This window comes from Shewanella saliphila (assembly GCF_014648295.1).
Classification (GTDB): Bacteria; Pseudomonadota; Gammaproteobacteria; order Enterobacterales; family Shewanellaceae; genus Shewanella; species Shewanella saliphila.
Genome location: NZ_BMQV01000026.1, coordinates 22,917 through 45,676, shown reverse-complemented (window position 1 = coordinate 45,676; position 22,760 = coordinate 22,917). Strand labels below are relative to the sequence as shown.

Here is a 22,760-nt window from a genome sequence, read left to right as displayed (position 1 = left end):
CGCTTAAGGCGTTTTTTATGTTAAAGCCATCAATACCGCGCTATTAGCATGGATTTGAGTGGTATCGTATAACGGTACTTGGGTATGTTGCTGCTTCACTAACAAGGCAATTTCTGTACAACCTAAAATCACCGCTTGTGCGCCTTGAGCAAAGAGTTTATCGATAATGGCTAAGTAAGCTTGCCTTGATTGGGGGTTAATTTTGCCTAAACATAACTCTCGATATATCACGTCATGAACACACGTTTGATCCACTGGATTAGGTACTATCACTTCAATGGGATAATTGTCGCTAATCCGCCGTTTGTAAAAGTCTTGCTCCATAGTAAATCGAGTACCTAACAAACCAACTTTAGTGACGCCATCAGCAAGGAGAGCATTAGCGGTCGCATCAGCAATATGCAAAATCGGTATTGAGATTTGCGCCTGGATCTCATCTGCCACTTTGTGCATGGTATTGGTACAAATCAGCACAAAATCAGCACCACCTGCTTCCACCGCTACAGCCGCATCAGCTAATATCTTGGCGGTTTCATCCCATAACCCTTGATGTTGCAGAGCTTCAATTTCAGCAAAATCGACGCTGTACAAACATATCTTTGCTGAGTGTAAGCCACCTAACTCAGCCTTAATCCCTTTGTTAATCGCCTGATAATAGCTTTGCGTCGACTCCCAACTCATACCGCCAATCATACCAATGGTTTTCATGCTTATTCCTGTGATGTGAATTTGATGATGCTTAAACAGATTTCACCAAGGCTTCTTTTTATAAACTGTTACCCTGACTCGACTTAATTTTTAAAAATTACTCATCTAACCCAAACTTTTTCCGAATGCGTTTAGCCCATGACGGCCTTTGTATTTTGTAGCTGTATATACTCTCTGGCACAATGATATTCGGGTTGGCTAATACAAGTGCATCAAAAAAAGCACGTCGATCAAATCCACGATAGTTTGAGTACATTAGTTGCCTATGTTCTCCATTTTTGAGCACTATCACGTTTGACGTAAATTCATGCCCTGTATGGCTGATTTGCTTTAATTGCGTAATGTCAGAAACCTTGACTTGCCAGCTCACATCACCAAAGGTGGGATCAAAATAAGACAAAGTGGTTGGCGTGACACACACCCTAATTTGTTTATTTTCAAACCAAAACCATAATGCTAATCCAAGTAATATCGCTTCAACAACCCAAATGGCGATATCAACAACCTCAAACAGTTGTGCTAACGCATGGGTATCGTTCGTTAACCTTGGTAGATATTTGTGAGCTGCTACGTATAAAAGGAGTGCCACGACAGCATTTAAAATCAGTAACAATGCTGACGAACGTTGTTTCTTTGTATAAATGAAGTAAGTTGTCATGTTTACCCTTTATGAGAAACTAGGTTTTACTATTACCCTGACTAAATTTGGTTTTTAATTTGAGTGCAAAACAGAAAATACCTACTTTAACAATGAGTGCTCGCCTATTGACTAATAGAAGGCTCATATGTGTAATACGAAATTATCTTTTATTATTACGATGAATAAATTTATAAATTGAACTGTAACCAGTTACAGCATAAAACAAAAACAATGAGCCAATTAATATTTGAGAAATATGGCTTAACATTTCTGTTATTCCGCCAAAAATTGGAAGAATTAAACTCCATATCCCCATCAATATAAATGGTATACCTAGTAGAGCTCCCAGAAAGCGCATAATTAACTTTTTAGTTACCACAAATATACGTCCTCCGATGACGTATAAGTATCCCAACAAGCAGAGCGAGGGCATTTAGTGGTTTGTTATAAGCATATTTAGTGATTACCATCTGATCCAGCACCACTGCTATCTCTTGGACCTCCGCCAAAATTCGAATGCTTGCAGACTGCTTGATCTTGGCTTTTGTTAAACTGCCACAAAGCAATAGCAGCAAAATATGGGATTAACCAGACAAGAACAATCTGAGCAGATTTTTGCACATTATCCAAATCCCCTCTTTTAGCTAAGAAGACAGATATGACAAGGCTTAACACAAAGTAAATGGCTAGGGCAAAGTATATGATAAAAAGTAAATCCATCCCGTACTTCCTCGGCTTATTAGAAAAATAATGTCGCCCATGATTTTTAATGGCGTTTGTACTGTTTTCATCAATGCTTATTTTTATAAACGTTCACTGCCCCACTAAATTAAAAAATGGCCTACGGCCACTAACGTCGTGTCGCTTCACCCACACCAGACCAAGAGGAAACCAACGGCTGTTCCCTCTTGGATCTCCCAGCCGCCACGTCATTTTCTGCAACGACCTCAAGTTCAGAGTTGAATTTAGGCATTTCAAGCTGAGGCATCTCACTCATTTATGGACAAAAACGTTTTAGCGCTTAACCATAGATAGTTTATTGTATTTTTTTTGATTAAACAAAGAGGGATGTAGTTAGGCTGCTTTTGGTCGGCTTTTAACAAATTTATATAGCCATTATTATCGTGAATGAGTGAAGCATACGACTCATGAATTAATATATGATTATGCTTGGTTGGATGGACCTTTATTGACATTGAGACCGACTTAAAGGGGCTTGGATTTGTAGGTGCTCCCCTTACTCTCGGTCCACGTTTAGAAAAGTTAAAATTTAATATATCATCTTCAGATGGCGATGCCGTTCCATCACTTGTAGATCCCAGCCCCAAATTTAACACCCTTGGTGCGATAGCAGTATAACCTTCACTCTGAAGACCAATTTCAAGAAAAACATCGTTATTATTTATATTAGAATTTAGGGTACAGTCAACTCCTTCTGTCGCTAAATACTCCCCTTCATAATTATGATTACACCCCAATAATGACAAACCTAAGACTGACAAACCTAAGACTGTAACTGAGATTACCTTTTTCATTGAAAACACCTCAACCTGAAAATCGTATAGCATTTGTACAGTGCGCATGCGCACTTATTGGGATTAACACGCATGTGAATTTGCCACGTAAAAGAAGACTAAATACAAATTATTATTCAATATACTTACAATAACTTACTTCAAATACCCCAAATATACCAGCCGACTACATGTGCATGGGAATTCTGCTTGAAAGATTAAACATCATTGGCTGTATTTTTGGGTACTATTACTCAATATTTGATTTTGCATAATTAGGAGGGAAACAAACTTTGGGGAAATGAGTCACCACCCTAAACCGTTTATGGACAGAAACGATTTAGATGCTAAGCTCTAATTAGTGAGTTTCGGATTAAAATTTCTATGGTTTAACGTTACGAGCATGCGCTCGAACTTTTGAACGTCGCGGGGGACAGTAGGCCCCGAATGACAAATATTGTTATGTGTGAATTTGAAATAGAAGCTCCCCGCCAGATATTTTTATATTGCCAAAATTACCGGTAAGCTCAAATCCACTATCGACTACCTGCAATGTATCAATGTTGCCATAATCAATTGAACCGTCTGGATCAATTGATGGTATTACAACTGATTTGGGCTTTAAACCAGATACGGAAACTGCATTAGTGAATTGAAGTATTGCTTTTCAGTAGCACGTATATTCATTTAACTTTGGCTCGGCATAATATCTGGACTCAGGCCAGATGCTGGCCTCAAGCTCAAAGCAAAGACAGTTATTCTCATAACTCCAATCTAAAACGAAAGAGTCAGTGAGATTGATACCTTTTAATACTTCCATTTGACTCCAACCCATAGTCATTCACATATAACGCCCCGCTATTAAGTGAACTGTAAATTTAGGTACAAGGCAACTGATAATCGAGATGACTAACCATACAAGGTGAAATGTTGTTATTTCAAAGCCTCTCTCGAACGAAAACGATTCGGATATAACCAATGCTATTCCCATATAACCACCAAATGTAAATGTATAAACACTCGGTAATATCAGCGCATAAGATAACTTTTTTTGAACGATTAACGATATCGCATACGAAACAATAAAGCATATTGTAAATGGGAGCAGTCCAATAAAAATGCTATTCCTTATAATAATAAAGGTTGACGATAACGCTAAAAAAGCGCCTGCTAACACAGCAAAAAATATGGTGACTATATTTAATGTTTTAAGTATACGACTATCCATATGGTTCATTTAACGTTTAGTATTTAGGCGTTGCGTATTTATCTCGTTAGACCAGTGAAAACACGCACAGTTAACTATCTGTATGCAAATAACTTATCAGTTTTCAATTAAATACACCATACTGAAAAACGCGTATGTGAATTGACTTAAAAACCCTCAAAACTAATTAAGTTTGAATATGACGCTATACCCATCCAGTTTCGCTCACTCATGATGAACTCTATATGGATTGGATAAACTGGGTCAACTAAGGATTAGGAAAGCGAGATAACTATCCATTCCAAAAACGTATTGGGGCACAGGCTTTTCAGGAGAAAAGCCTGTATCAGCAAGCCTCAGCAGTCTGTTTACTCTGAGAGCCTCAGAGCGTCTTCCAGTTCCACTCCAAGGTAACGAATAGTGTTATCTAGCTTCGAGTGCCCCAGTAAAATCTGTACCGCTCTGATGTTTTTTGTTTTGGCATAGATCAAGGTTGCTTTAGTACGGCGCATGGAATGAGTGCCATAGTAGTCCGCATTCAATCCAAGTTTTACTGCCAGAGTTGAAGAAGCTCCCACGCAAGAACAAGCTGGCCATCCGTTACGAATACCTGAAGGCCAGTATCCAAGCCAAGGTTGAACATCCATTTAGGATAGTTAAATGTCAGTTTGGTTTCGTCAAAGCCAGGTACAAGGAACTGGTTAAAAACGACAGTCAGCTGGTGATGTTATTCAACTTGGCGAACCTAGTGGGAGTCGACCAATTAATAAGCGCACAGGCGAGATCTACCTAAAATGGGAAAATTGACTTAAAACAGGTCCAAAATCAGCCTCATAGAGACGATTTTTAGCTGAAAATAAGAAAATAGAGCCACAGGACGTCGATAATGATGGCCTTGGGGCTCATGTAGGGAGAATCTGACTACTTAATCGCAGCTTCCCTAGTTCTAATTACCTCAATAGCCTTTTCCACTAACTCATCCCTACCTTCTTTCACTCCTTCTATGGTTTGCTTCACCTCAAAATCAGGAATAATACCTACTCTTTGAGTTTCTCCACCGTCAGGATAATAAACTCCAAGACCGGAAAAAGTCGTCCTTAATAGACCCGGCAGAGCAAAGCTCACAATGTTGCCATCTGCACCTGACGTTTTACTCCCTATTATCGCAGTGTCTCTACCCGCCCGAAATGCCATCGCAGTAAACTCAGCTTGACTTTGCGTGTTTTCATTCACTAAGACAACTAGCTTTCCTTTAAAAGTCACTTCCGACGGTTTAAGAACCGCTACATTACCAACGCCAAACTCACCCGGGTTATTTATGTTTGGATAAGTGAATTTCGCGAATGCTCTTTTATCTTCCACGAAAAATGAACCCAAGCTATACATTGATGGAGTGTTAGGATAATTTCGAATATCAATTATAATGCCTGCCGCATCCTTGAATTGATTTTTTATAGAATCCACATCCTTTTTTTCAATGGTGGCCAACGTAACGTAACCAATATCCCCATCGATAGTTTCATAGCTTTTTTCACCCTTAGGTTTGCGATACAACTGGAAAACGTGCAACTCTTCCTTTTTGAATAATTTTAGCGACGTATTACCCATTAACTTGTCGCGCCTAAAGCTTATATCTATTTTAGCCTTATTCGACCTCAACAAATCAGGAGCAATATCTCTTAGCCTTGAAGCTTCATTTGATGCAGGGTAATAACGCAGCTTATCCCTAACCAACTCTTCCACGGCGACACCATCGATCTCTGTAATAACATCACCTATAGACAGGCCGCTCAGGCGGGACATATCGCTGATATCACGCTTGTTTTCTGTGTAAAAATCCACCACAACAAGCTCACCCTCAACAAACCTTGTGAAAACTGGTGGGTAAAATTCACCTCGCATTTTTTCAACTTCACCGCGACCAGCCCATAAATTAGCATGCGTATCCTTAAGCTCACCCATTAAAGATAGCGCCACTTTTTCATAATCTAACCGATTTTTTGCCCCTAGAAACAATGGAATATATTCAGCGAGAACACTACTCCACTCCTTATCAGTCAAATGCTTATACGGAAAAAAATATTGAACCAAGTTCCAATACCGGTATAAAGCTAATAATCTAAACCCATCATCTGGATACGGCATATTAGAATAAGCTTTTTCATTTGAAAAAATGACCCTCCGCCTGCTGTTTGTGGTTACATAAAAGCTCGCGCCTTGTCTCCGCCCCTCATAAACCGAGTTCAATTTTTTGATTAGTTCTTTTGATAGACCAAATTCATAAAACCATCTATGATCTGGCTTCAGAACAGACTCCTGATTTGTCACTTTACAATCAATACACGGAGTCACCTTACCTAACCGATCGATCCAACCTACCAGACTCTTGTCTCTCTCCTGAACATCCACAACTGAAAGATAATCTGGAAGAAACCTAAACAATTCATAATCCCAGTTATAATCTCCCCCTCCCACATTTGGATGGTGATATTTCAGAAACCCCCACACCCTCCCTAAAAGGTCTAAGTTTATTAGTGTTGCCTCATCCACCCCAGACAAAACCAACATTGAACCAGAATCAAATTCGTCATCCTTATATGCGCGAGGAGTCTCACGTAGTTGAGAACTTGTTAATGGTTTATCGTCTATCAGTATCTGAAGATCATCGAACCAAACTTTCCCATTACCCGATAACACACCACCAACTGTAATCGCAGAGGCATTTTTGAGTTCAACATCCAAACTAATCTCAAAATCCCTCCAATCATTGTCACCGAATAATTTCTGCTCTCGCATATTACTAAAGGCTTGATCAGGGTGAACATTAAGCATCAACCCCACCCATCCATCAGTAATACCCTCAGTTTTCACAGCCCCCCTCAACTTAATGTTTTGCCCCTTCGCTTGGAGCGCCAACCAATAACCAAAGGAGCCAGCGTTAGGTTTACTTCCTTTAAACTCAACCGAAACTGATCGCTGCCCACGTTGAAAAACCTTATCATCAACCGAAAAGCTATACCCAGCCTCCCCTCCAGATACCCTCCACCCACTACTGGGGAACTTATCGTAGGTTTCGAAATCTAGGTCAGGTAAACGAGGCTTAGCCATCCCTCCGAAAGCCGCTAACAAAGAAAGCAACAAAACCATGATACGTATATTTTTTTCCATTTTATTAACGTCCTGAATCCTTTACTTCTTCTTATACTAAAACCATAGTAATCACTTTAAGAGCAGATCAAAAAAACTATATGTTCACCACCCTATCACCAACGGTGCTCAATACACCATTGCTTAACTCGTAAATTGTATCGGCCTTAGAAAGAGTTTCCTGCCTATGGGCGATACACACTCGAGTCATATTTAACCGAGCTACTTGTTCGCTAATGCGACTCTCATTCCCCTTATCGAGGTGGCTTGTCGCCTCATCCATAAAAAGAATACTAGGCTCTCTATAAAGAGCCCTGGCTAACAACACCCTTTGTAACTGGCCACCAGATAAGCAGGACCCCATGTCTCCAACTAAGCTATTATACCCCATAGTCATACACTCAATCTCACCATGAATAGCCGCGTAACTAGCTACCTTTTCTACCTTAAGCAAGTTTGGAGAAGTGTCAAAAAACGTAATATTATCTAACACCGAACCTGCAAAAAGCGTGTCGTTCTGAAGCTCAGCGGAGATCACCTTCCTATAGTTTTTCAACCCTAATTGAGTGATATCTTTACCATCAAACAATATCTTTCCGGAGGTAGGAGGCATTAGCCCGAGCATAATCTTCATCAATGTAGACTTTCCCGAACCTGAAGGACCTGTTATTGCTATCGACTCTCCAGCGCTCACAGTTAGATTCAGGTTTTTCAACAGCATTGGAGAACCCGCGCCGTATTGAAAAGAAACGTCAATTAGTTCTAGACGACCTTCAGGAGGTCTTGTGGTTTATTCAACTGACTCTGGGGCATAAACGAGTTAGTTGTCTTGATTTTAAAATGTTCAAATTTAACTCTGAACTTGAGGACGTTGAAGAAAATAGCGTGAGTCCTGACATGGATGTCAGGCTAGCTTTCGAGGTACAGGATGTACCATCGGAAGCGTTAGCATTTTCGAATAAGGCCAAAGCTGGCTATAAATGAAGTTAAAAGCTGGATCAAACCACGTCGCGAAATTATCGCTTTTCAGATAATTTTGATGTGGCGGCTGGGAGTTCCAAGAGGGAACAGCCGTTGGTTTCCTCTTGGTCTGGTGTGGGCGAAGCGCCACGACGTTAGTGGCCGTAGGCCATGAGTACATAAGTACATAAGTACAAAACGTAAAAACTAACACCTGGATCCCGGCTCAAAAGCATTACCGTGAAGACGATTACACTACCCTGCGTAAGTTAAAAACTTACGGCCTTTGCTATGGTGTGGCGAAGCCCCAAAATATTAGTGGCTGTAGGCCATATGCTAGCGACGATATGAAACAAAAAGCCATAAAAAAACCAGCTAAAGCTGGTTTTTAGAGTTGTGTCATTACAAGGTTAATTAAAGGGCGGCTAGCGCGTCTTTACATAACTGTGTAATACGATCCCATTCTTCATTGTCTACTGCATCTGTTGGTGCAATCCAACTACCGCCAATACAATCTACATTCGGCAAAGCCAAATAGTCTTTGTAAGTGGCTGGGCTGATGCCACCTGTTGGACAAAAACGAATGTCTGCTAGTGGACCAGAGAATGACTTAAGTGCATTCACGCCGCCTGAAGCTTCAGCAGGGAAAAATTTGAAGTGAGTGTAACCTAACTCCATTCCCACCATGATTTCAGAAATACTGGCAATACCAGGGATTAATGGCACAGTGCCCTTTTTAGCCGCTTTTAATAAATCAACCGTGGCGCCAGGGGTAATAATAAACTGCGAACCTGCTGCAACCGCTTGGTTAAGCTGAGCTTCATTTAAAATAGTGCCTGCACCCACAAGGGCTTCAGGTACTTCTTTTGCGATTTTGGCAATGGCTTCAAGTGCACAAGGAGTGCGTAAGGTCACTTCTAATACACTGATCCCGCCAGCAACGAGTGCTTTAGCTAAAGGCACTGCATGTTCTAGCTTGTTTATCACCATAACCGGAACTACTGGGCTACGTTTAAACACTTCTTGTGGTTGAAGTAACCAGTTATTAGGCTCAATCATGTTACCGACTTCCTTATTTTTAATATAATTCATCAATCGCGCTAGTGCTGCGAGCACCTGTTTCTGGGCTGCTTAAGCTGCGACGTAACGCACCAAACAATTCACGACCCATGCCGTACGCTGAATGGTGTGAATCCACAATCCCTGCGGTGCGGTTAGCAAGCGTTTTCTCATCAACTAACAGAGTTAATTCACCTGTAGTGGCATCGATACGAATAACATCGCCATCTTGCACTTTGGCAATTAAGCCACCGTCTAATGCTTCTGGTGTTAAATGAATCGCGGCAGGAACTTTACCTGATGCGCCAGACATACGGCCATCTGTTACCAATGCAACTCTAAAACCTTTATCTTGTAAGGTGCCCAAGAATGGTGTGAGTTTGTGTAGTTCTGGCATGCCATTGGCTTTAGGGCCCTGGCCTTTAACGACAACAACGCAATCACGGTCTAACGAACCAGACTTGAATAACTCGTCAATTTCATTTTGATCGTTAATCACAACCGCTGGCGCTTCAATGACACGATTCCCTGCAGGTACTGCAGAAACCTTAATCACCGCGCGGCCTAAGTTACCTTTAAGTAGGGTTAAACCACCGTTACTTTGAAAAGGCGTATCAAGATGCGTTAATACTTCTTTGTCTAACGATTCAGTGACTCCATCAACCCACTTTAACTCGCCATCGATAATACGAGGCTCTTGGGTATAACGACGTAAACCGTAACCAGCAACAGTATTCACATCTTCATGAATTAAGCCGCCATCAAGCAATTCTTTAACCAATAACGCCATACCGCCAGCAGCATGAAAATGGTTAATATCAGCATGACCATTTGGATAAACACGGGCCAATAATGGTACAGCAGCAGATAAGTCAGAAAAGTCATCCCAGTTAACGATAATGCCAGCTGCACGTGCAATAGCCACAATGTGCATGGTCAAGTTAGTTGAGCCGCCTGTTGCCAGTAATGCAACGATACCGTTAACGACTGATTTTTCATTAACCACTTCACCAATGGGGGTGTATTGCGTGCCCATAGAAGTTAAACGGCACACTTGTTTAGCGGCCATTTTGCTTAACTCATCACGTAAAGGATCATCTGGGTTTACAAACGATGAACCTGGTAACTGTAAGCCCATCACTTCTAACATTAACTGGTTAGAGTTAGCTGTACCGTAGAAGGTACAAGTACCGGCACTGTGGTATGACTTTGATTCAGCTTCTAGTAATGCTGCGCGGTCTACTTTACCTTGGGCAAATTGTTGACGAATACGTGCTTTTTCTTTGTTTGGGATGCCTGATTTCATTGGGCCTGCTGGCACAAATAACATCGGTAAATGACCAAAACTCAATGCGCCAATCAACAAACCAGGTACGATTTTGTCACAAATACCCAGCAGCAATGCACCGTCAAACATGTTGTGCGATAGCCCTACTGCGGTCGACATAGCAATCACTTCGCGGCTAAGTAGACTTAACTCCATACCAGGTTGACCTTGAGTGACACCGTCACACATGGCTGGTACACCTGCTGCAACTTGTGCAACACTGCCCACATCCATACACGCTTGTTTAAGCATGTTCGGGTAGGTTTCATAGGGTTGGTGTGCAGATAACATGTCGTTAAATGCCGTCACAATACCAATGTTAGCCTTGGTCAATTGGCGCAGTGAATCTTTTTCAACTGGCTGGCAGGCTGCAAAACCATGGGCAAGGTTGCCACAGCTTAATGCGCTACGGTGAACGCCTTGAGCTTTAGCATCGTCTAGCGCAGATAAATAGCTTGAACGCGACTGTTGGCTGCGTGCAATAATTCTATCTGTAACGGCTTGTACTACTGAATGCATGGTAAAACTCCTTACGCGCTATAGAACACATCAACGGGCGTTTTACGCTGCGCTAATACGGCTCTAATGGGCATTTGGGTAACATCATCGTTTTCAAGTGCTTGATGATATACAGTTAATTTGGGCTCTCCGACAAGATGCAAATAAATCTGACGACTATTCAAAATGGCATCTTTAGATAAGGTAATTCGAGCATGTGGGGCTGTTGTCGGATTAACAGCAGCACATAAATCTTTGGTGGTCAGTGCATTGTCTAATTCTGCGCTGCACGGAAACCATGAACATGTGTGACCATCGGTACCCATACCAAGCACAACCACATCAAACGGACGTGGAAAATTGGCCAATGACTCGCTGGTCATGTCACAGCCTGCTTCTGGGCTAGCAAACATGTTTTTAAGACCACGAAATTTGGCGCTTGCTGCACGGTTTTGCAATAAATGCTCACGTACTAATCGCTCGTTTGAATCTTGCTCATCTGCATTAACCCAGCGCTCATCGGCTAATGTGATATAAACATCACTCCAGTCAACCAGCTTTTGGCTTAACAGCTTAAATAGCTTAAGTGGTGTTGAACCACCTGAAACCACTAAACTGGCTTTGCCACGAGTATCAACCGCGTCTTGCAATTGCTGTGCAATTTTGTCGGCTAACTTAGCTTCTAAGTCCGCGGGTGTATCAAATGATTTAAATACGGTTTCTTTAATCATGTCTATCCCCTACTCGTCCCAAGAACGACCGTCTTTAGTGATTAACGCCACTGACGCGACAGGTCCCCATGTACCGGCTGGGTATGGCTTTGGCTTTTCGCCGCTTTGTTCCCAAGACTGGATAATTCCGTCAACCCAAGTCCATGCTTGCTCAACTTCGTCACGACGCACGAACAAGGCTTGGTTGCCTAACATGGCTTCGAGTAATAAACGCTCGTATGCATCGGCAATACGTTCGTTTTTAAAAGTATCGGTAAAGCTTAAGTCTAGCTTAGTGGTTTGCAGACGCTGCTTTTGCTCAAGACCTGGCACCTTGTTCATCATCTGGATCTCAACCCCTTCATGAGGCTGTAAACGGATGGTTAACTTGTTAGGTGGCAGATTACGATAGCTGGCACGATATAAGTTGTGTGGTGGGTTTTTAAAATACACCACAATTTCGCTACTCTTGAACGGCATACGCTTACCGCTGCGTAAGTAGAATGGCACGCCAGCCCAACGCCAGTTATCAATATCGACACGTAATGCCACAAAGGTTTCGGTGTTTGAATTAGTGTTTGCGTCGTCTTCTTCTAGGTAACCAGGGACAGGTGAGCCTTTTAAAAAGCCTGCACTGTATTGACCACGAACAGTATTTTCATACACGTTGTCTTGGTTAATTGGGCGCAGTGACTTAAGCACTTTTACTTTTTCATCACGAATGCTGTCAGCGTCAAGATTAACGGGTGGATCCATTGCAACAAGGGTTAACACTTGTAATAAATGGTTTTGGATCATGTCACGCATCTGGCCTGCGCCATCAAAGTAACCCCAACGTCCTTCTATACCCACTTCTTCGGCAACAGTGATTTGGACATGATCGATTGTCCGGTTGTCCCACTTTGATGCAAACAATGAGTTAGCAAAACGTAGCGCTATTAAGTTTTGTACTGTTTCTTTACCTAAGTAATGGTCAATACGGTAAACCTGGTTTTCGTTGAAGAACTCGGCCACTTGATCGTTAATCACATGCGATGATTCTAAATCGGTACCAATGGGTTTTTCGAGTACGACACGAGTATCAGGCTTAATCAAATTTTGCTCGTGTAAACAACGACAGATTGCACCGAAAATTGAAGGCGGCGTTGCGAAGTAGTTCACCATGACGCGTTTACTTGGCTCAAGTAAATCATGGAAGGCTTTGTAACCCTCGGGTTCAGTAAAATTGGTGCCGATATAATGACAACGACTAAGGAAGCGTTCTAGCGTGGTTGGGCAGATTTCATCTTTAACAAAGGTTTTTAATGCTTTAGTGACAATGGCGATGAATTCGTCGTGAGTGAATGCGTCTTTTGCAACCCCAATGACCTTAGTTTCTTTATCGAGTAACTCTGCTTTGTCTAGCTGATATAAAGAAGGTAATAATTTACGCCTAGCTAAGTCACCTTTTGTACCGAAAAGTACGAAGTCACAAGCCTTGGCTCCAATTGATTTGCCCATTGCTGAAAGCTCTCCTGATTATGTGTGTGCGCCATGTTCGAATTCGGTCGATGAATAAAAACACACTTTTGTTGTAATATAACAACAGAATCTAATTTTTGCATCTTTAATTTGCAAATATTGCATCATCTACAACCTAGTCATTCATGGCTAATATCTGGTATGATTTTCAGCCTAAAACGAGGCTTAGGAACCATTTAACCGTGATCTATGTCTTGAAAAATAACAACAGGATCGTGTAAAAGGTAAAAAAATAACTTAAATCACGAAATTCCTGTAAGTTATGGTATAAAACTTACATTCCCTACTCAACTAGCTACTATAAGCGGATGCTTGCATATGAATACCCTAGAAAAGGTTCAAAAAAGCCTTACCCAATTTAGTAAATCGGAACGAAAAGTTGCCGAAGTCATATTAGCCTCACCGCAAACAGCTATACACTCTAGTATCGCGACCTTGGCCAAAATGGCTGATGTGAGTGAACCTACCGTTAACCGCTTTTGTCGTCGACTCGATACCAAGGGTTTCCCTGATTTTAAGTTACATTTAGCTCAAAGTCTTGCTAACGGTACACCTTATGTTAGTCGACATGTTGAAGAAGATGACTCGCCAGATTCATATACAACAAAAATCTTCGAATCTTCAATGGCATCGCTCGATACCGCACGTCAAAGTCTTGATACAGCGGCAATCAATAAAGCCGTTGATGTATTGACCCAAGCCAAAACAATTTCGTTTTTTGGACTGGGGGCTTCTTCTGCTGTTGCCCACGATGCGCAAAATAAGTTCTTCCGTTTTAATGTACCAGTGATTTGTTTCGATGATGTGTTAATGCAACGTATGAGTTGTATTAATTGTAACGAAGGTGACGTTGTGGTGCTTATCTCGCACACAGGTCGCACCAAATCATTAATTGAAATCGCCCGAATTGCCCGTGAAAACGGCGCAGCGGTGATTGGTATTACCGCTCGTAACTCGCCATTGTCACTTGAGTGTACGCTACCTGTCACCATGGAAGTACCTGAAGATACCGACATGTACTTACCTATGGCGTCACGTTTAGCGCAGTTAGTGACAATCGATGTGCTAGCAACAGGCTTTACATTACGCCGAGGCCCACGTTTTCGTGACAACCTAAAACGCGTAAAAGAAGTGCTAAAAGAATCTCGTATCAACAAAGATTTGACCATTTAAGCGCTAAAGGTACGTAAAAGCTGTTAAATTATTACACTTAGACGATGTATTTGATCTTCACATTTAACCGCAAAAAATGAGTTTAAAAATCAATGAAAGCCTGCTGGATAACCCCAGCAGGCTTTTTTTATTGTAGAAATCACTTATCTGTCACATAAATTACACACTAAAAAACGTGTTTTTGTTTGTAACTTTACTACATTAATTAAGAATGTCTGTTAATATATATGCATCATTTAAGTACTAAGATTACTAAGCTACTTTAATAACCAAATTCTATTTAACAAAAATCTTTCTTTTCATTTTAACGGAGTATCTCATGTTCCGCAGAACTAAAATCGTTACAACACTTGGGCCAGCAACTGACCGCGATGATAATTTACGTAAAATTATCGCAGCAGGAGCTAACGTTGTTAGACTTAACTTCTCACATGGTTCACCAGAAGATCATTTAAAACGTGCTACAGATGCACGTAACATCGCGAAAGAGTTGGGTAAGCATGTTGCCATTTTAGGTGACTTACAAGGCCCTAAAATTCGTGTTTCTACATTTAAAGATAACAAAAAAATCATGCTTAACTTAGGTGACGCATTCATCCTTGACGCTGAACTAGCAAAAGGTGAAGGCGATGAAAGCCAAGTGGGTATTGATTACAAGCAATTACCAGATGATGTGGTGATTGGTGATATCTTAATGCTTGATGATGGTCGTGTTCAATTACGTGTAGAACGTGTTGAAGGCCGTAAAGTGTTTACCACTGTGACTGTTGCGGGTCCTTTGTCTAATAACAAAGGTATCAACAAAAAAGGCGGCGGCTTAACCGCTCCTGCGTTAACAGAAAAAGACATGGCAGACATTAAAACGGCTGCAATGATTGATGTTGATTACCTAGCAGTATCATTCCCACGTACAGGTGCTGATTTAGACCTTGCACGTAAGCTTGCTGTAGAAGCAGGTAGCAACGCATTAATCGTCGCTAAAGTTGAACGTGCTGAAGCCGTTGAAACAGACGAAGCAATGGATGATGTGATTAAAGCATCAGACGTTGTGATGGTTGCTCGTGGTGACTTAGGTGTTGAAATTGGTGATGCTGCCCTAGTTGCAGTGCAAAAGCGTTTAATTCAACGTTCACGCCAGTTAAACAAAGCGGTGATCACTGCGACCCAAATGATGGAGTCAATGATCACTAGCCCAATGCCAACTCGCGCTGAAGTAATGGACGTGGCTAACGCTGTATTAGACGGCACTGATGCGGTAATGCTGTCAGCAGAAACTGCTGCAGGTGACTTCCCAGAAGAAACCGTCATGGCGATGGCAAACGTATGTTTAGGTGCAGAATCACACCCTAGTGTGAAAGTGTCTAAACACCGTATGGATCAAAGCTTCTCTTCTGTTGAGGAAACCATTGCGTTATCGACTATGTATGCCGCTAACCACTTAGCTGGTGTAAAAGCGATTATCTCGTTAACTGAATCTGGCGCGACAGCTAAATTAATGTCACGTATCAGCTCTAGCTTACCGATTTTTGCTCTATCACGTCACCAAAAGACTTTAGCCAGCATGGCGCTTTACCGTGGTGTGCAACCTATTAAGTTTGACTCAACAGCATACCCAGCTGATGAGCTAGCTAAAGAAGCGCTAAACTGCATGGTTGAAGCGGGTTACTTAGCCAGCGGCGACATGGTACTGATGACGAAAGGCGACGCGATGGAAACCATCGGCGGCACCAACACTTGTAAAGTACTTGTTGTAGCTTAATAAACCCATTACGAGCCACACAGAGCGTTTAATCGCGAGTCTGTGGGTCTAAAAACAAAGCCAACCTCGCGGTTGGCTTTTTTATTGCCCTTAATCAATGGACGTTAGTCTCTGCCGTTAGCTTCTGTCGTCATCCAGTAACGTACCCAAGCTGTTTATCAAAACAGTCAACTTGCATTGCACATTCGGCAACCTCTGTCACTCGGTTCATCGCCCTCGCCTAATCAATATGACTCAATAGCCGCCGTTAATCACTTCAGTGAAGAATATAAACCATTAATAAAATGTTATACCATTTCCATTAATTATGTGACCAATCAGAGTCACTCAGATTGTTCAGTTTGAGGCGCATTGTTGAAATAATGGTTATTCCCTTCTAAGACAATGCAACAAAGAAATGAACGGTCTGAGTGTCTCCTGCAAGGCGGGTTTCTGTGCCTTCTATGCTGCTTAATAGCATTTTGACGTACGACTGCATGGATGCAGAAGGTAGAGCAACGCAGGAGCAGTTGCCGACGACTGCATGGATGCAGGAGGTAGAGCAACGCAGGAGCAGTTGCCGACGACTGCATGGATGCAGGAGGTAGAGCAACGCAGGAGCAGTTGCCGACGACTGCATGGATGCAGGAGGTAGAGCAACGCAGGAGCAGTTGCCGAGAGCAACTATGTCTTCAATCCTATTACTTGCCTAGAAGGCACAGAATTCCCGCTGAATGACCAGATAATTAGTGGAATTGGTATTAATGCCGTGTTTTATGATCCACCGGATAGCGGCAATAAAAAAGCCCCGACTGAGTCAGGGCTTAATGTTTACCACACGATGTTACATCATTTACAGCTTTTCAAAATCATTGACGTTGATTGCTGCCAAGCGTAACTCATCTGCTTCTAGTAGTTGCTGATGTTCAGCTTGGGTAATGATGTCTTTTTCAAGCGCAACATCAAACAGCTCAAGCATGGGTAACTTAGACTTTAAGTGACCACTGCGTTGTGCTTTTTTCAGTTTTTTATACAGATCTTTAGCGGCATATTTTGCTAAGAATGCATTTTCAACTTCCGCAATACCGCTAGTGTCACCCTCAAACTCGCCGCACAAGAACGTAATTCGATTACGAGCAGGCCCAGGTTTAAGCATGCCTTTACACACATCAACGGCAGACTTGTCGCTTGGTGCATTAAAGTGATTACCCAGTGGGAAAATCAACACACGTAATAATACTCCAGCAATTTTACTTGGGAAGTTACGAATAGCATCTTCTAGTGCTTTTGCTGCTAAGTGTAAACGCTCAGTCATAGCGTAATGCACTGCCGGTAAATCATCTTGTTGACGGCCATTGTCTTCAAACAATTTCAATGTCGCTGAAGCAAGATACAATTGGCTTAATACATCACCCATACGTGCAGAAATCATTTCTTTACGCTTAAGGTCGCCGCCCATAATCAACATCGATAGGTCAGTCATAATCGCAAGTGCAGACGAAATACGCGTCATGTCACGGTAATATTGCTGAGTGGGTCCGCTAACTGGCGCACTAGCAAAACGACTGCCGGTTAACGCACTGCCCAATGAACGTAGAGCATTACCAATGGCATATCCCATATGGCCCAGCAGTAATGAATCGAAACGATCGAGTGCCGATGTTTCATCTTCCATCGCGGCGGCTTCCATTTCTGCCAATACATACGGATGGCAACGCGTTGCACCTTGACCAAAAATCATCAATGAACGGGTTAGAATGTTTGCACCCTCAACCGTAATCGAGATTGGGTTAGCCATAAATGCATGACCTAAATAGTTTTTAGGCCCTAATTGAATCCCCTTACCAGACTGAATATCCATTGCATCTTCAAGCACATCACGGCCTAACTCGGTCATGTGGTACTTAGCAATTGCAGTCACAACTGAAGGCTTCACTTTTAAATCGATACCTTGAGTGGTTAAACGACGTGCGGCTTCAAGCTGATAAGTATTGGCAATAATACGTGCCATGGCTTCTTGCACGCCTTCAAAATTACCAATAGGCATACCAAACTGCTGACGAACATAGCTGTAAGCTGTGGTGGTTTTAGTCGACACATGGCCAGATGCTGTAGCAAGTGCTGGTAATGAAATACCGCGTCCCGCTGACAAACATTCAACCAGCATACGCCAGCCTTTACCGGCATATTGAGGGCCACCAATAATCCAGTCTAACGGGATAAACACATCTTCACCGCTAGTAGTACCGTTCATAAACGCCATCATTAATGGGTTATGACGACGGCCAATTTCTACGCCTTCGTGATCGGTTGGGATTAATGCACAGGTAATGCCTAAATTTTTAACATCACCTAATAAACCATCAGGGTCGCGCATTTGGAACGCTAAGCCTAATACCGTCGCAACAGGTGCAAGGGTAATATAACGTTTGTTCCACGTTAGGCTTAAACCTAATGTTTCTTCACCTTCAAACTCACGACGACACACAATACCCAAATCAGGGATTGCGCCTGCATCACTGCCCGCTTCAGGACCCGTTAATGCAAAACATGGAATGTCTTTACCCACAGCAAGAGACGGTAACCAACGCTCTTTTTGCTCTTGAGTACCATAATGAGTTAATAACTCACCAGGGCCTAAAGAGTTAGGCACCATTACCGTTACTGCTGCACTGACACTGCGCGTGGCAATTTTAGCAACGATGGTTGAGTTGGCATAAGCAGAAAACTCGCGGCCACCGTATTTTTTAGGAATGATTAAGGCAAAGAAGCCTTGTTCTTTAAAGTATTGCCACAACTCTGGCGGCAAATCTTTGCGATTATGAACAATGTCAAAATCATCGATCATGGTTAAGGCTGTTTGAACTTGATTATCGATAAAGTCTTGTTCTTCAGCTGTTAATGTTGGTTTGCCGTAACCGTGTAAGGTATTCCAGTTTGGTTTACCGCGGAAAAGCTCACCTTCCCACCACACATCGCCCGCTTCCATTGCTTCTTTCTCGGTAGTCGACAAAGGCGGCAATACTTTTTTGAAGAACGTAAACACAGGACGCGTAATAAACTGCATCCTGATGTTACGTACACCAAAGAGGACAATGATTACGATAAGTAACAGTATGACGATACTCATTTTATACCTTCTTAATTGTTTAGCACAGGGACAGCCACACCGGCCGCCATATATGGAATAACTTTACGAATAATTGCTTCAGTGTTGTTGTGCTCACCATAATCGGCTGCTGCAATTTCATTTAACGCGTCTGCTGAAGCCATGGTGAATACGATAGTCCCCAGGGTGAAATGCAAACGCCAAAACATTTCTGCTGGCGGAATATGCGGTGCACTTGCGACAACCGCTTTCACGAATGTGGCTAAGTGTTCACCATAATGCGTGGTAATAAACCAGCGTAAATGGCCCTGGCTTTCAATGTAGCCTCGACCTAACAACTGTAAAAAGATGATTGTGCCGCCATTACGCACTTTATTCAGTTCTAATAACGGTTTAATTAAAGCAGAAAATATTTCGTTTAGTGATGCATCTTCAGGTGCATTGTGTAAACGTTTAATCTCTATAGCAGCGCTTGGCATAAACACATCTAAGTATCTTGCTAATACTGCACGGATTAATTCTTTTTTCGAACCAAAATGGTAATTGACTGACGCTAAATTCACTTCAGCTTTACTGGTGATCAGTCGTAACGAAGTTTCAGAAAAACCTCTCTCAGCAAACAACTTTTCAGCTGCATCGAGTATTCTTGTTTTTGTATCAGTACGGCTTGCCATCCCATGACCCAAGTTAATTTAAACACCCGTTTAAATTAATCATTGAGCGCACAGATGTCAATCGAAATTGTTGGATTTTTTGTGTTGAGTAAAGAAGATAAACTGCAATAACTGCAACAAATTGGTCACTATTATGCAATGTTGATCATTTTTGGGTAAACTAACGTCGATAAGAAAAACAAGGATGCCAATAAATGAACTTCCCTTTAAAACAACCGTCTCAAATTGCACTCATCGTGTCACTCGTGTTAGGTCTGAGTGCCTGTAATGACACTCAAGAATCTGTTAACACGTCAGCAGCAGATCAACCGCAAGTAACAAGTGAACCAAAAATTGACAGTGCGGCAGCGATTACCTTTATTAATCAAGCTGAAGCCGATTTAGCTGCGTTATCTGTTGAAGCCAATCGCGCGGAGTGGATTTACTCAAATTTCATTACTGATGATACCGCAGCATTGTCTGCCGCCATGGGCGAAAAAATTACCTCAACATCTGTGCGTTATGCTACTGAAGCGGCAAAATATGCTGATGTCGCACTCGATGCGGTTAACAGCAGAAAACTCAATAGCCTTCGCAGTAGCCTGGTATTACCTGCTCCGCTAGACCCTGCCAAAAACGCAGAGTTAGCCAGTATTGCTTCAGAGTTAAACGGTTTATACGGCAAAGGTAAGTATTGCTTTGCTGATGGTCGCTGTTTAACTCAACCTGAATTATCTAATTTAATGGCTGAGTCGAAAGACCCTGCGGTGTTGCTTGAAGCATGGCAAGGTTGGCGCGAAATCGCCAAGCCAATGCGACCTTTGTTTGAACGCGAAGTTGAACTCGCCAACGAAGGTGCTAAAGATCTGGGTTACGCTGACTTATCTGAACTTTGGCGTAGCCAATATGACATGAAGCCTGACGAGTTTTCTGCAGAACTGGACCGTTTATGGGATCAAATCAAACCACTGTATGACTCATTGCACTGTTATGTACGTGGTGAATTGAACGAACAATACGGTGATGACGTTGCACCTAAAACAGGCCCTATTCCAGCTCATTTACTTGGTAATATGTGGGCACAACAATGGGGCACCATATATAACAGTGTTGCGCCGGAAAATGCCGACCCGGGTTATAACGTCACTGAGTTATTGGCCAAAAATGGCTATGACGAAATCAAAATGGTGGAACAAGCTGAAGGCTTTTTCACTTCATTAGGATTTGACGCGCTACCAGAAAGCTTTTGGCGTCGTTCATTGTTTGTTCAACCGCAAGACCGCGATGTGGTATGCCACGCATCAGCATGGGATTTGGACAACCTCGATGATATTCGCATAAAAATGTGTATTCAAAAAAGCGCTGAAGACTTTACCGTCATTCACCATGAGTTAGGGCATAACTTCTATCAACGCGCTTATAAAAATCAGCCGTTTATCTTTAAAAACTCGGCCAATGATGGTTTCCACGAAGCCATTGGTGACACCATTGCATTGTCAATTACGCCTAAGTATTTACAACAAATTGGCTTGTTAGACACAGTACCTGACGCCTCTAAAGACATTGGTTTACTCTTACGTCAAGCTCTAGATAAAATTGCATTTATGCCGTTTGGCTTAATGATTGACCAATGGCGTTGGCAGGTGTTTAACGGCACGATTAAGCCAGAGCAGTACAACCAAGCCTGGTGGGATTTACGTGAAAAATACCAAGGCGTAAAAGCCCCTATTGCGCGCACTGAAGCTGATTTTGACCCGGGCGCTAAATACCATGTACCAGGAAATGTACCGTACACACGTTACTTTTTAGCCCATGTATTGCAGTTCCAATTCCACAAAGCTTTGTGTGACATTGCTGGCGACACAGGCCCTGTTCACCGTTGCAGTATTTACGGCAACGAAGCCGCTGGTACTAAGTTGAATGAAATGCTTGAAATGGGTGCGAGCCAACCCTGGCCAGAAGCCCTTAATGTTGTCACAGGCACTAAGCAAATGGACGCCAAAGCAGTATTAGATTACTTTGCGCCATTACAAGTGTGGCTTGATGAGCAAAACAACGAGGCTAACCGTCAATGCGGTTGGTAACAGCTTCATTGTTATGAGCTATCAATAAAAATGGGCGCTGATTAAGCGCCCATTTTTTATCGAAAGCCACTGCCTTTTCGATTCAACTCACTGTTTTCAAGTTTCTTTTGTTGGGACTTCTTCAACATCACAAATACAGCCCCCACACCGCCTTGATTGCGTGTAGCAGAGTGATAAGCCGTCACAGGTTCAATTTGTTGTAGCCAGTGACACACGGCTGATTTCATCAGTGCTGGATACGGTTTACTTTTATAACCTTTGCCATGAATGATTAACACATTGCGCTCACCACGTTCATAGGCACTCAATAGGCAATTAATCATGCTGTCGCGCGCCTGATGCAGCCGATATTCATGGAGATCTAACACCGTTTTAATCGGGTACTTGCCCAACCTTAATTGTTTAAATACTTCGTCTTGAATACCGTCGATTTTATAACTGACCATTTCATCTGGCTGCAAAGGATGAATCAAATGCGGATCAGTCGGTAATAACTGTAACAATTCGTGTTGCTCGGCGGCGGCTCGCTTTGCCAATTGAGCCTCTGTTACACTAACTGGGTTTGACCATGTCTGCGCAGCGATGCTTTGACGCTCTGACTTTAAGGGGGTGACGTCTGCCATTTCTTGTAAAAATAAATCATCTTCTTTTAACGACATGGTTTACCTCCTACATACTTTGTAAAGATTATGCGCTTTGGCAAAATCATTGA

17 protein-coding genes and 2 pseudogenes are annotated in these 22,760 nt (G+C 42.3%); 5 read left to right on the top strand and 14 right to left on the bottom strand.

Annotation, left to right across the window (positions count from 1 at the left end; all coding sequences use genetic code 11):
• Positions 1-15: 15 nt before the first annotated feature.
• The 5 genes and pseudogenes from IEY48_RS12880 to IEY48_RS12860 all read right to left on the bottom strand — a co-directional run.
• The gene (locus tag IEY48_RS12880) at positions 16-708 is read right to left on the bottom strand and encodes an aspartate/glutamate racemase family protein (protein ID WP_188920916.1); all 693 of its coding nucleotides are present in this window, start codon (positions 706-708) and stop codon (positions 16-18) included.
• Positions 709-805: 97 nt separating this feature from the next.
• Positions 806-1,366, bottom strand: a complete 561-nt coding sequence (locus tag IEY48_RS12875; protein ID WP_188920915.1) for a hypothetical protein — start codon at positions 1,364-1,366, stop codon at positions 806-808.
• Between the two features lie 438 nt (positions 1,367-1,804).
• Positions 1,805-2,068: a hypothetical protein gene (locus IEY48_RS12870; RefSeq protein ID WP_188920913.1), complete on the bottom strand. Its 264-nt coding sequence runs from the start codon at positions 2,066-2,068 to the stop codon at positions 1,805-1,807.
• Positions 2,069-2,337: 269 nt separating this feature from the next.
• Entirely contained in the window at positions 2,338-2,883 is a 546-nt protein-coding gene (locus IEY48_RS12865; RefSeq protein WP_188920911.1) for a hypothetical protein, read from the bottom strand.
• A gap of 1,554 nt (positions 2,884-4,437) precedes the next feature.
• Positions 4,438-4,605 (bottom strand): annotated as a pseudogene (locus IEY48_RS12860) (integrase); the annotation flags it as partial.
• A 26-nt stretch (positions 4,606-4,631) separates the two neighbouring features.
• Here IEY48_RS12860 and IEY48_RS12855 point away from each other — a divergent pair.
• Positions 4,632-4,862 (top strand): annotated as a pseudogene (locus IEY48_RS12855) (IS5/IS1182 family transposase); the annotation flags it as partial.
• A 128-nt stretch (positions 4,863-4,990) separates the two neighbouring features.
• On the opposite strand, the gene IEY48_RS12850 reads toward IEY48_RS12855, so the two are convergent.
• Both IEY48_RS12850 and IEY48_RS12845 read right to left on the bottom strand, forming a co-directional pair.
• Entirely contained in the window at positions 4,991-7,237 is a 2,247-nt protein-coding gene (locus IEY48_RS12850) for a S41 family peptidase (RefSeq protein WP_188920908.1), read from the bottom strand.
• A gap of 76 nt (positions 7,238-7,313) precedes the next feature.
• Positions 7,314-7,937, bottom strand: coding sequence for an ATP-binding cassette domain-containing protein (locus IEY48_RS12845; RefSeq protein WP_188920906.1), 624 nt, complete (start codon positions 7,935-7,937; stop codon positions 7,314-7,316).
• On the opposite strand from IEY48_RS12845, the gene IEY48_RS12840 reads away from it, so the two are divergent.
• Complete coding sequence (locus IEY48_RS12840) at positions 7,886-8,200, top strand: hypothetical protein (RefSeq protein WP_188920943.1); 315 nt, start codon at positions 7,886-7,888, stop codon at positions 8,198-8,200. The genes IEY48_RS12845 and IEY48_RS12840 overlap by 52 nt on opposite strands.
• Before the next feature lie 390 nt (positions 8,201-8,590).
• On the opposite strand, the gene IEY48_RS12835 is transcribed toward IEY48_RS12840, so the two are convergent.
• The 4 genes from IEY48_RS12835 to zwf are packed head-to-tail and all read right to left on the bottom strand — an operon-like array spanning position 8,591 to position 13,270.
• Positions 8,591-9,235 (bottom strand): bifunctional 4-hydroxy-2-oxoglutarate aldolase/2-dehydro-3-deoxy-phosphogluconate aldolase, encoded by a 645-nt coding sequence (locus IEY48_RS12835; RefSeq protein WP_160052430.1) that lies wholly within the window; start codon positions 9,233-9,235, stop codon positions 8,591-8,593.
• Between the two features lie 19 nt (positions 9,236-9,254).
• On the bottom strand, positions 9,255-11,081 hold the full coding sequence (gene edd, locus IEY48_RS12830; RefSeq protein WP_188920904.1) for a phosphogluconate dehydratase: 1,827 nt from the start codon (positions 11,079-11,081) through the stop codon (positions 9,255-9,257).
• A gap of 11 nt (positions 11,082-11,092) precedes the next feature.
• A complete protein-coding gene (gene pgl, locus IEY48_RS12825; RefSeq protein WP_188920902.1) occupies positions 11,093-11,791 on the bottom strand; it encodes a 6-phosphogluconolactonase in 699 nt (232 codons plus the stop codon).
• A 9-nt stretch (positions 11,792-11,800) separates the two neighbouring features.
• A complete protein-coding gene (gene zwf, locus IEY48_RS12820; protein WP_188920900.1) occupies positions 11,801-13,270 on the bottom strand; it encodes a glucose-6-phosphate dehydrogenase in 1,470 nt (489 codons plus the stop codon).
• Positions 13,271-13,609: 339 nt separating this feature from the next.
• Between zwf and IEY48_RS12815 the strand changes: the two genes are divergently transcribed.
• Positions 13,610-14,464: a MurR/RpiR family transcriptional regulator gene (locus IEY48_RS12815; RefSeq protein WP_188920898.1), complete on the top strand. Its 855-nt coding sequence runs from the start codon at positions 13,610-13,612 to the stop codon at positions 14,462-14,464.
• Positions 14,465-14,783: 319 nt separating this feature from the next.
• Complete coding sequence (gene pyk / locus IEY48_RS12810) at positions 14,784-16,223, top strand: pyruvate kinase (RefSeq protein WP_188920896.1); 1,440 nt, start codon at positions 14,784-14,786, stop codon at positions 16,221-16,223.
• 832 nt (positions 16,224-17,055) lie between these two features.
• Here the strand turns inward: pyk and IEY48_RS12805 are convergent.
• Both IEY48_RS12805 and psrA read right to left on the bottom strand, forming a co-directional pair.
• Positions 17,056-19,332 (bottom strand): acyl-CoA dehydrogenase, encoded by a 2,277-nt coding sequence (locus IEY48_RS12805; RefSeq protein WP_188920895.1) that lies wholly within the window; start codon positions 19,330-19,332, stop codon positions 17,056-17,058.
• A gap of 11 nt (positions 19,333-19,343) precedes the next feature.
• The gene (gene psrA / locus IEY48_RS12800) at positions 19,344-19,985 is read right to left on the bottom strand and encodes a TetR family transcriptional repressor PsrA (RefSeq protein WP_188920893.1); all 642 of its coding nucleotides are present in this window, start codon (positions 19,983-19,985) and stop codon (positions 19,344-19,346) included.
• Positions 19,986-20,179: 194 nt separating this feature from the next.
• Here psrA and IEY48_RS12795 point away from each other — a divergent pair, with 194 nt between their 5' ends.
• On the top strand, positions 20,180-22,048 hold the full coding sequence (locus IEY48_RS12795; RefSeq protein ID WP_188920891.1) for a M2 family metallopeptidase: 1,869 nt from the start codon (positions 20,180-20,182) through the stop codon (positions 22,046-22,048).
• Positions 22,049-22,104: 56 nt separating this feature from the next.
• On the opposite strand, the gene smrA is transcribed toward IEY48_RS12795, so the two are convergent.
• The gene (gene smrA, locus IEY48_RS12790; protein ID WP_188920889.1) at positions 22,105-22,707 is read right to left on the bottom strand and encodes a DNA endonuclease SmrA; all 603 of its coding nucleotides are present in this window, start codon (positions 22,705-22,707) and stop codon (positions 22,105-22,107) included.
• Positions 22,708-22,760 lie beyond the last annotated feature (53 nt).

Excerpts from the sequence above, each read along its gene's own strand:
- IEY48_RS12805 (WP_188920895.1), bottom strand. The coding sequence starts at position 19,332 with ATGAGTATCGTCATACTGTTACTTATCGTAATCATTGTCCTCTTTGGT.
- IEY48_RS12845 (WP_188920906.1), bottom strand. The coding sequence starts at position 7,937 with ATGCTGTTGAAAAACCTGAATCTAACTGTGAGCGCTGGAGAGTCGATA.
- IEY48_RS12880 (WP_188920916.1), bottom strand. The coding sequence starts at position 708 with ATGAAAACCATTGGTATGATTGGCGGTATGAGTTGGGAGTCGACGCAA.
- IEY48_RS12875 (WP_188920915.1), bottom strand. The coding sequence starts at position 1,366 with ATGACAACTTACTTCATTTATACAAAGAAACAACGTTCGTCAGCATTG.
- zwf (WP_188920900.1), bottom strand. The coding sequence starts at position 13,270 with ATGGGCAAATCAATTGGAGCCAAGGCTTGTGACTTCGTACTTTTCGGT.
- IEY48_RS12835 (WP_160052430.1), bottom strand. The coding sequence starts at position 9,235 with ATGATTGAGCCTAATAACTGGTTACTTCAACCACAAGAAGTGTTTAAA.
- smrA (WP_188920889.1), bottom strand. The coding sequence starts at position 22,707 with ATGTCGTTAAAAGAAGATGATTTATTTTTACAAGAAATGGCAGACGTC.
- IEY48_RS12865 (WP_188920911.1), bottom strand. The coding sequence starts at position 2,883 with ATGAAAAAGGTAATCTCAGTTACAGTCTTAGGTTTGTCAGTCTTAGGT.
- edd (WP_188920904.1), bottom strand. The coding sequence starts at position 11,081 with ATGCATTCAGTAGTACAAGCCGTTACAGATAGAATTATTGCACGCAGC.
- IEY48_RS12870 (WP_188920913.1), bottom strand. The coding sequence starts at position 2,068 with ATGGATTTACTTTTTATCATATACTTTGCCCTAGCCATTTACTTTGTG.
- pyk (WP_188920896.1), top strand. The coding sequence starts at position 14,784 with ATGTTCCGCAGAACTAAAATCGTTACAACACTTGGGCCAGCAACTGAC.
- IEY48_RS12850 (WP_188920908.1), bottom strand. The coding sequence starts at position 7,237 with ATGGAAAAAAATATACGTATCATGGTTTTGTTGCTTTCTTTGTTAGCG.
- psrA (WP_188920893.1), bottom strand. The coding sequence starts at position 19,985 with ATGGCAAGCCGTACTGATACAAAAACAAGAATACTCGATGCAGCTGAA.
- IEY48_RS12815 (WP_188920898.1), top strand. The coding sequence starts at position 13,610 with ATGAATACCCTAGAAAAGGTTCAAAAAAGCCTTACCCAATTTAGTAAA.
- IEY48_RS12795 (WP_188920891.1), top strand. The coding sequence starts at position 20,180 with ATGAACTTCCCTTTAAAACAACCGTCTCAAATTGCACTCATCGTGTCA.
- pgl (WP_188920902.1), bottom strand. The coding sequence starts at position 11,791 with ATGATTAAAGAAACCGTATTTAAATCATTTGATACACCCGCGGACTTA.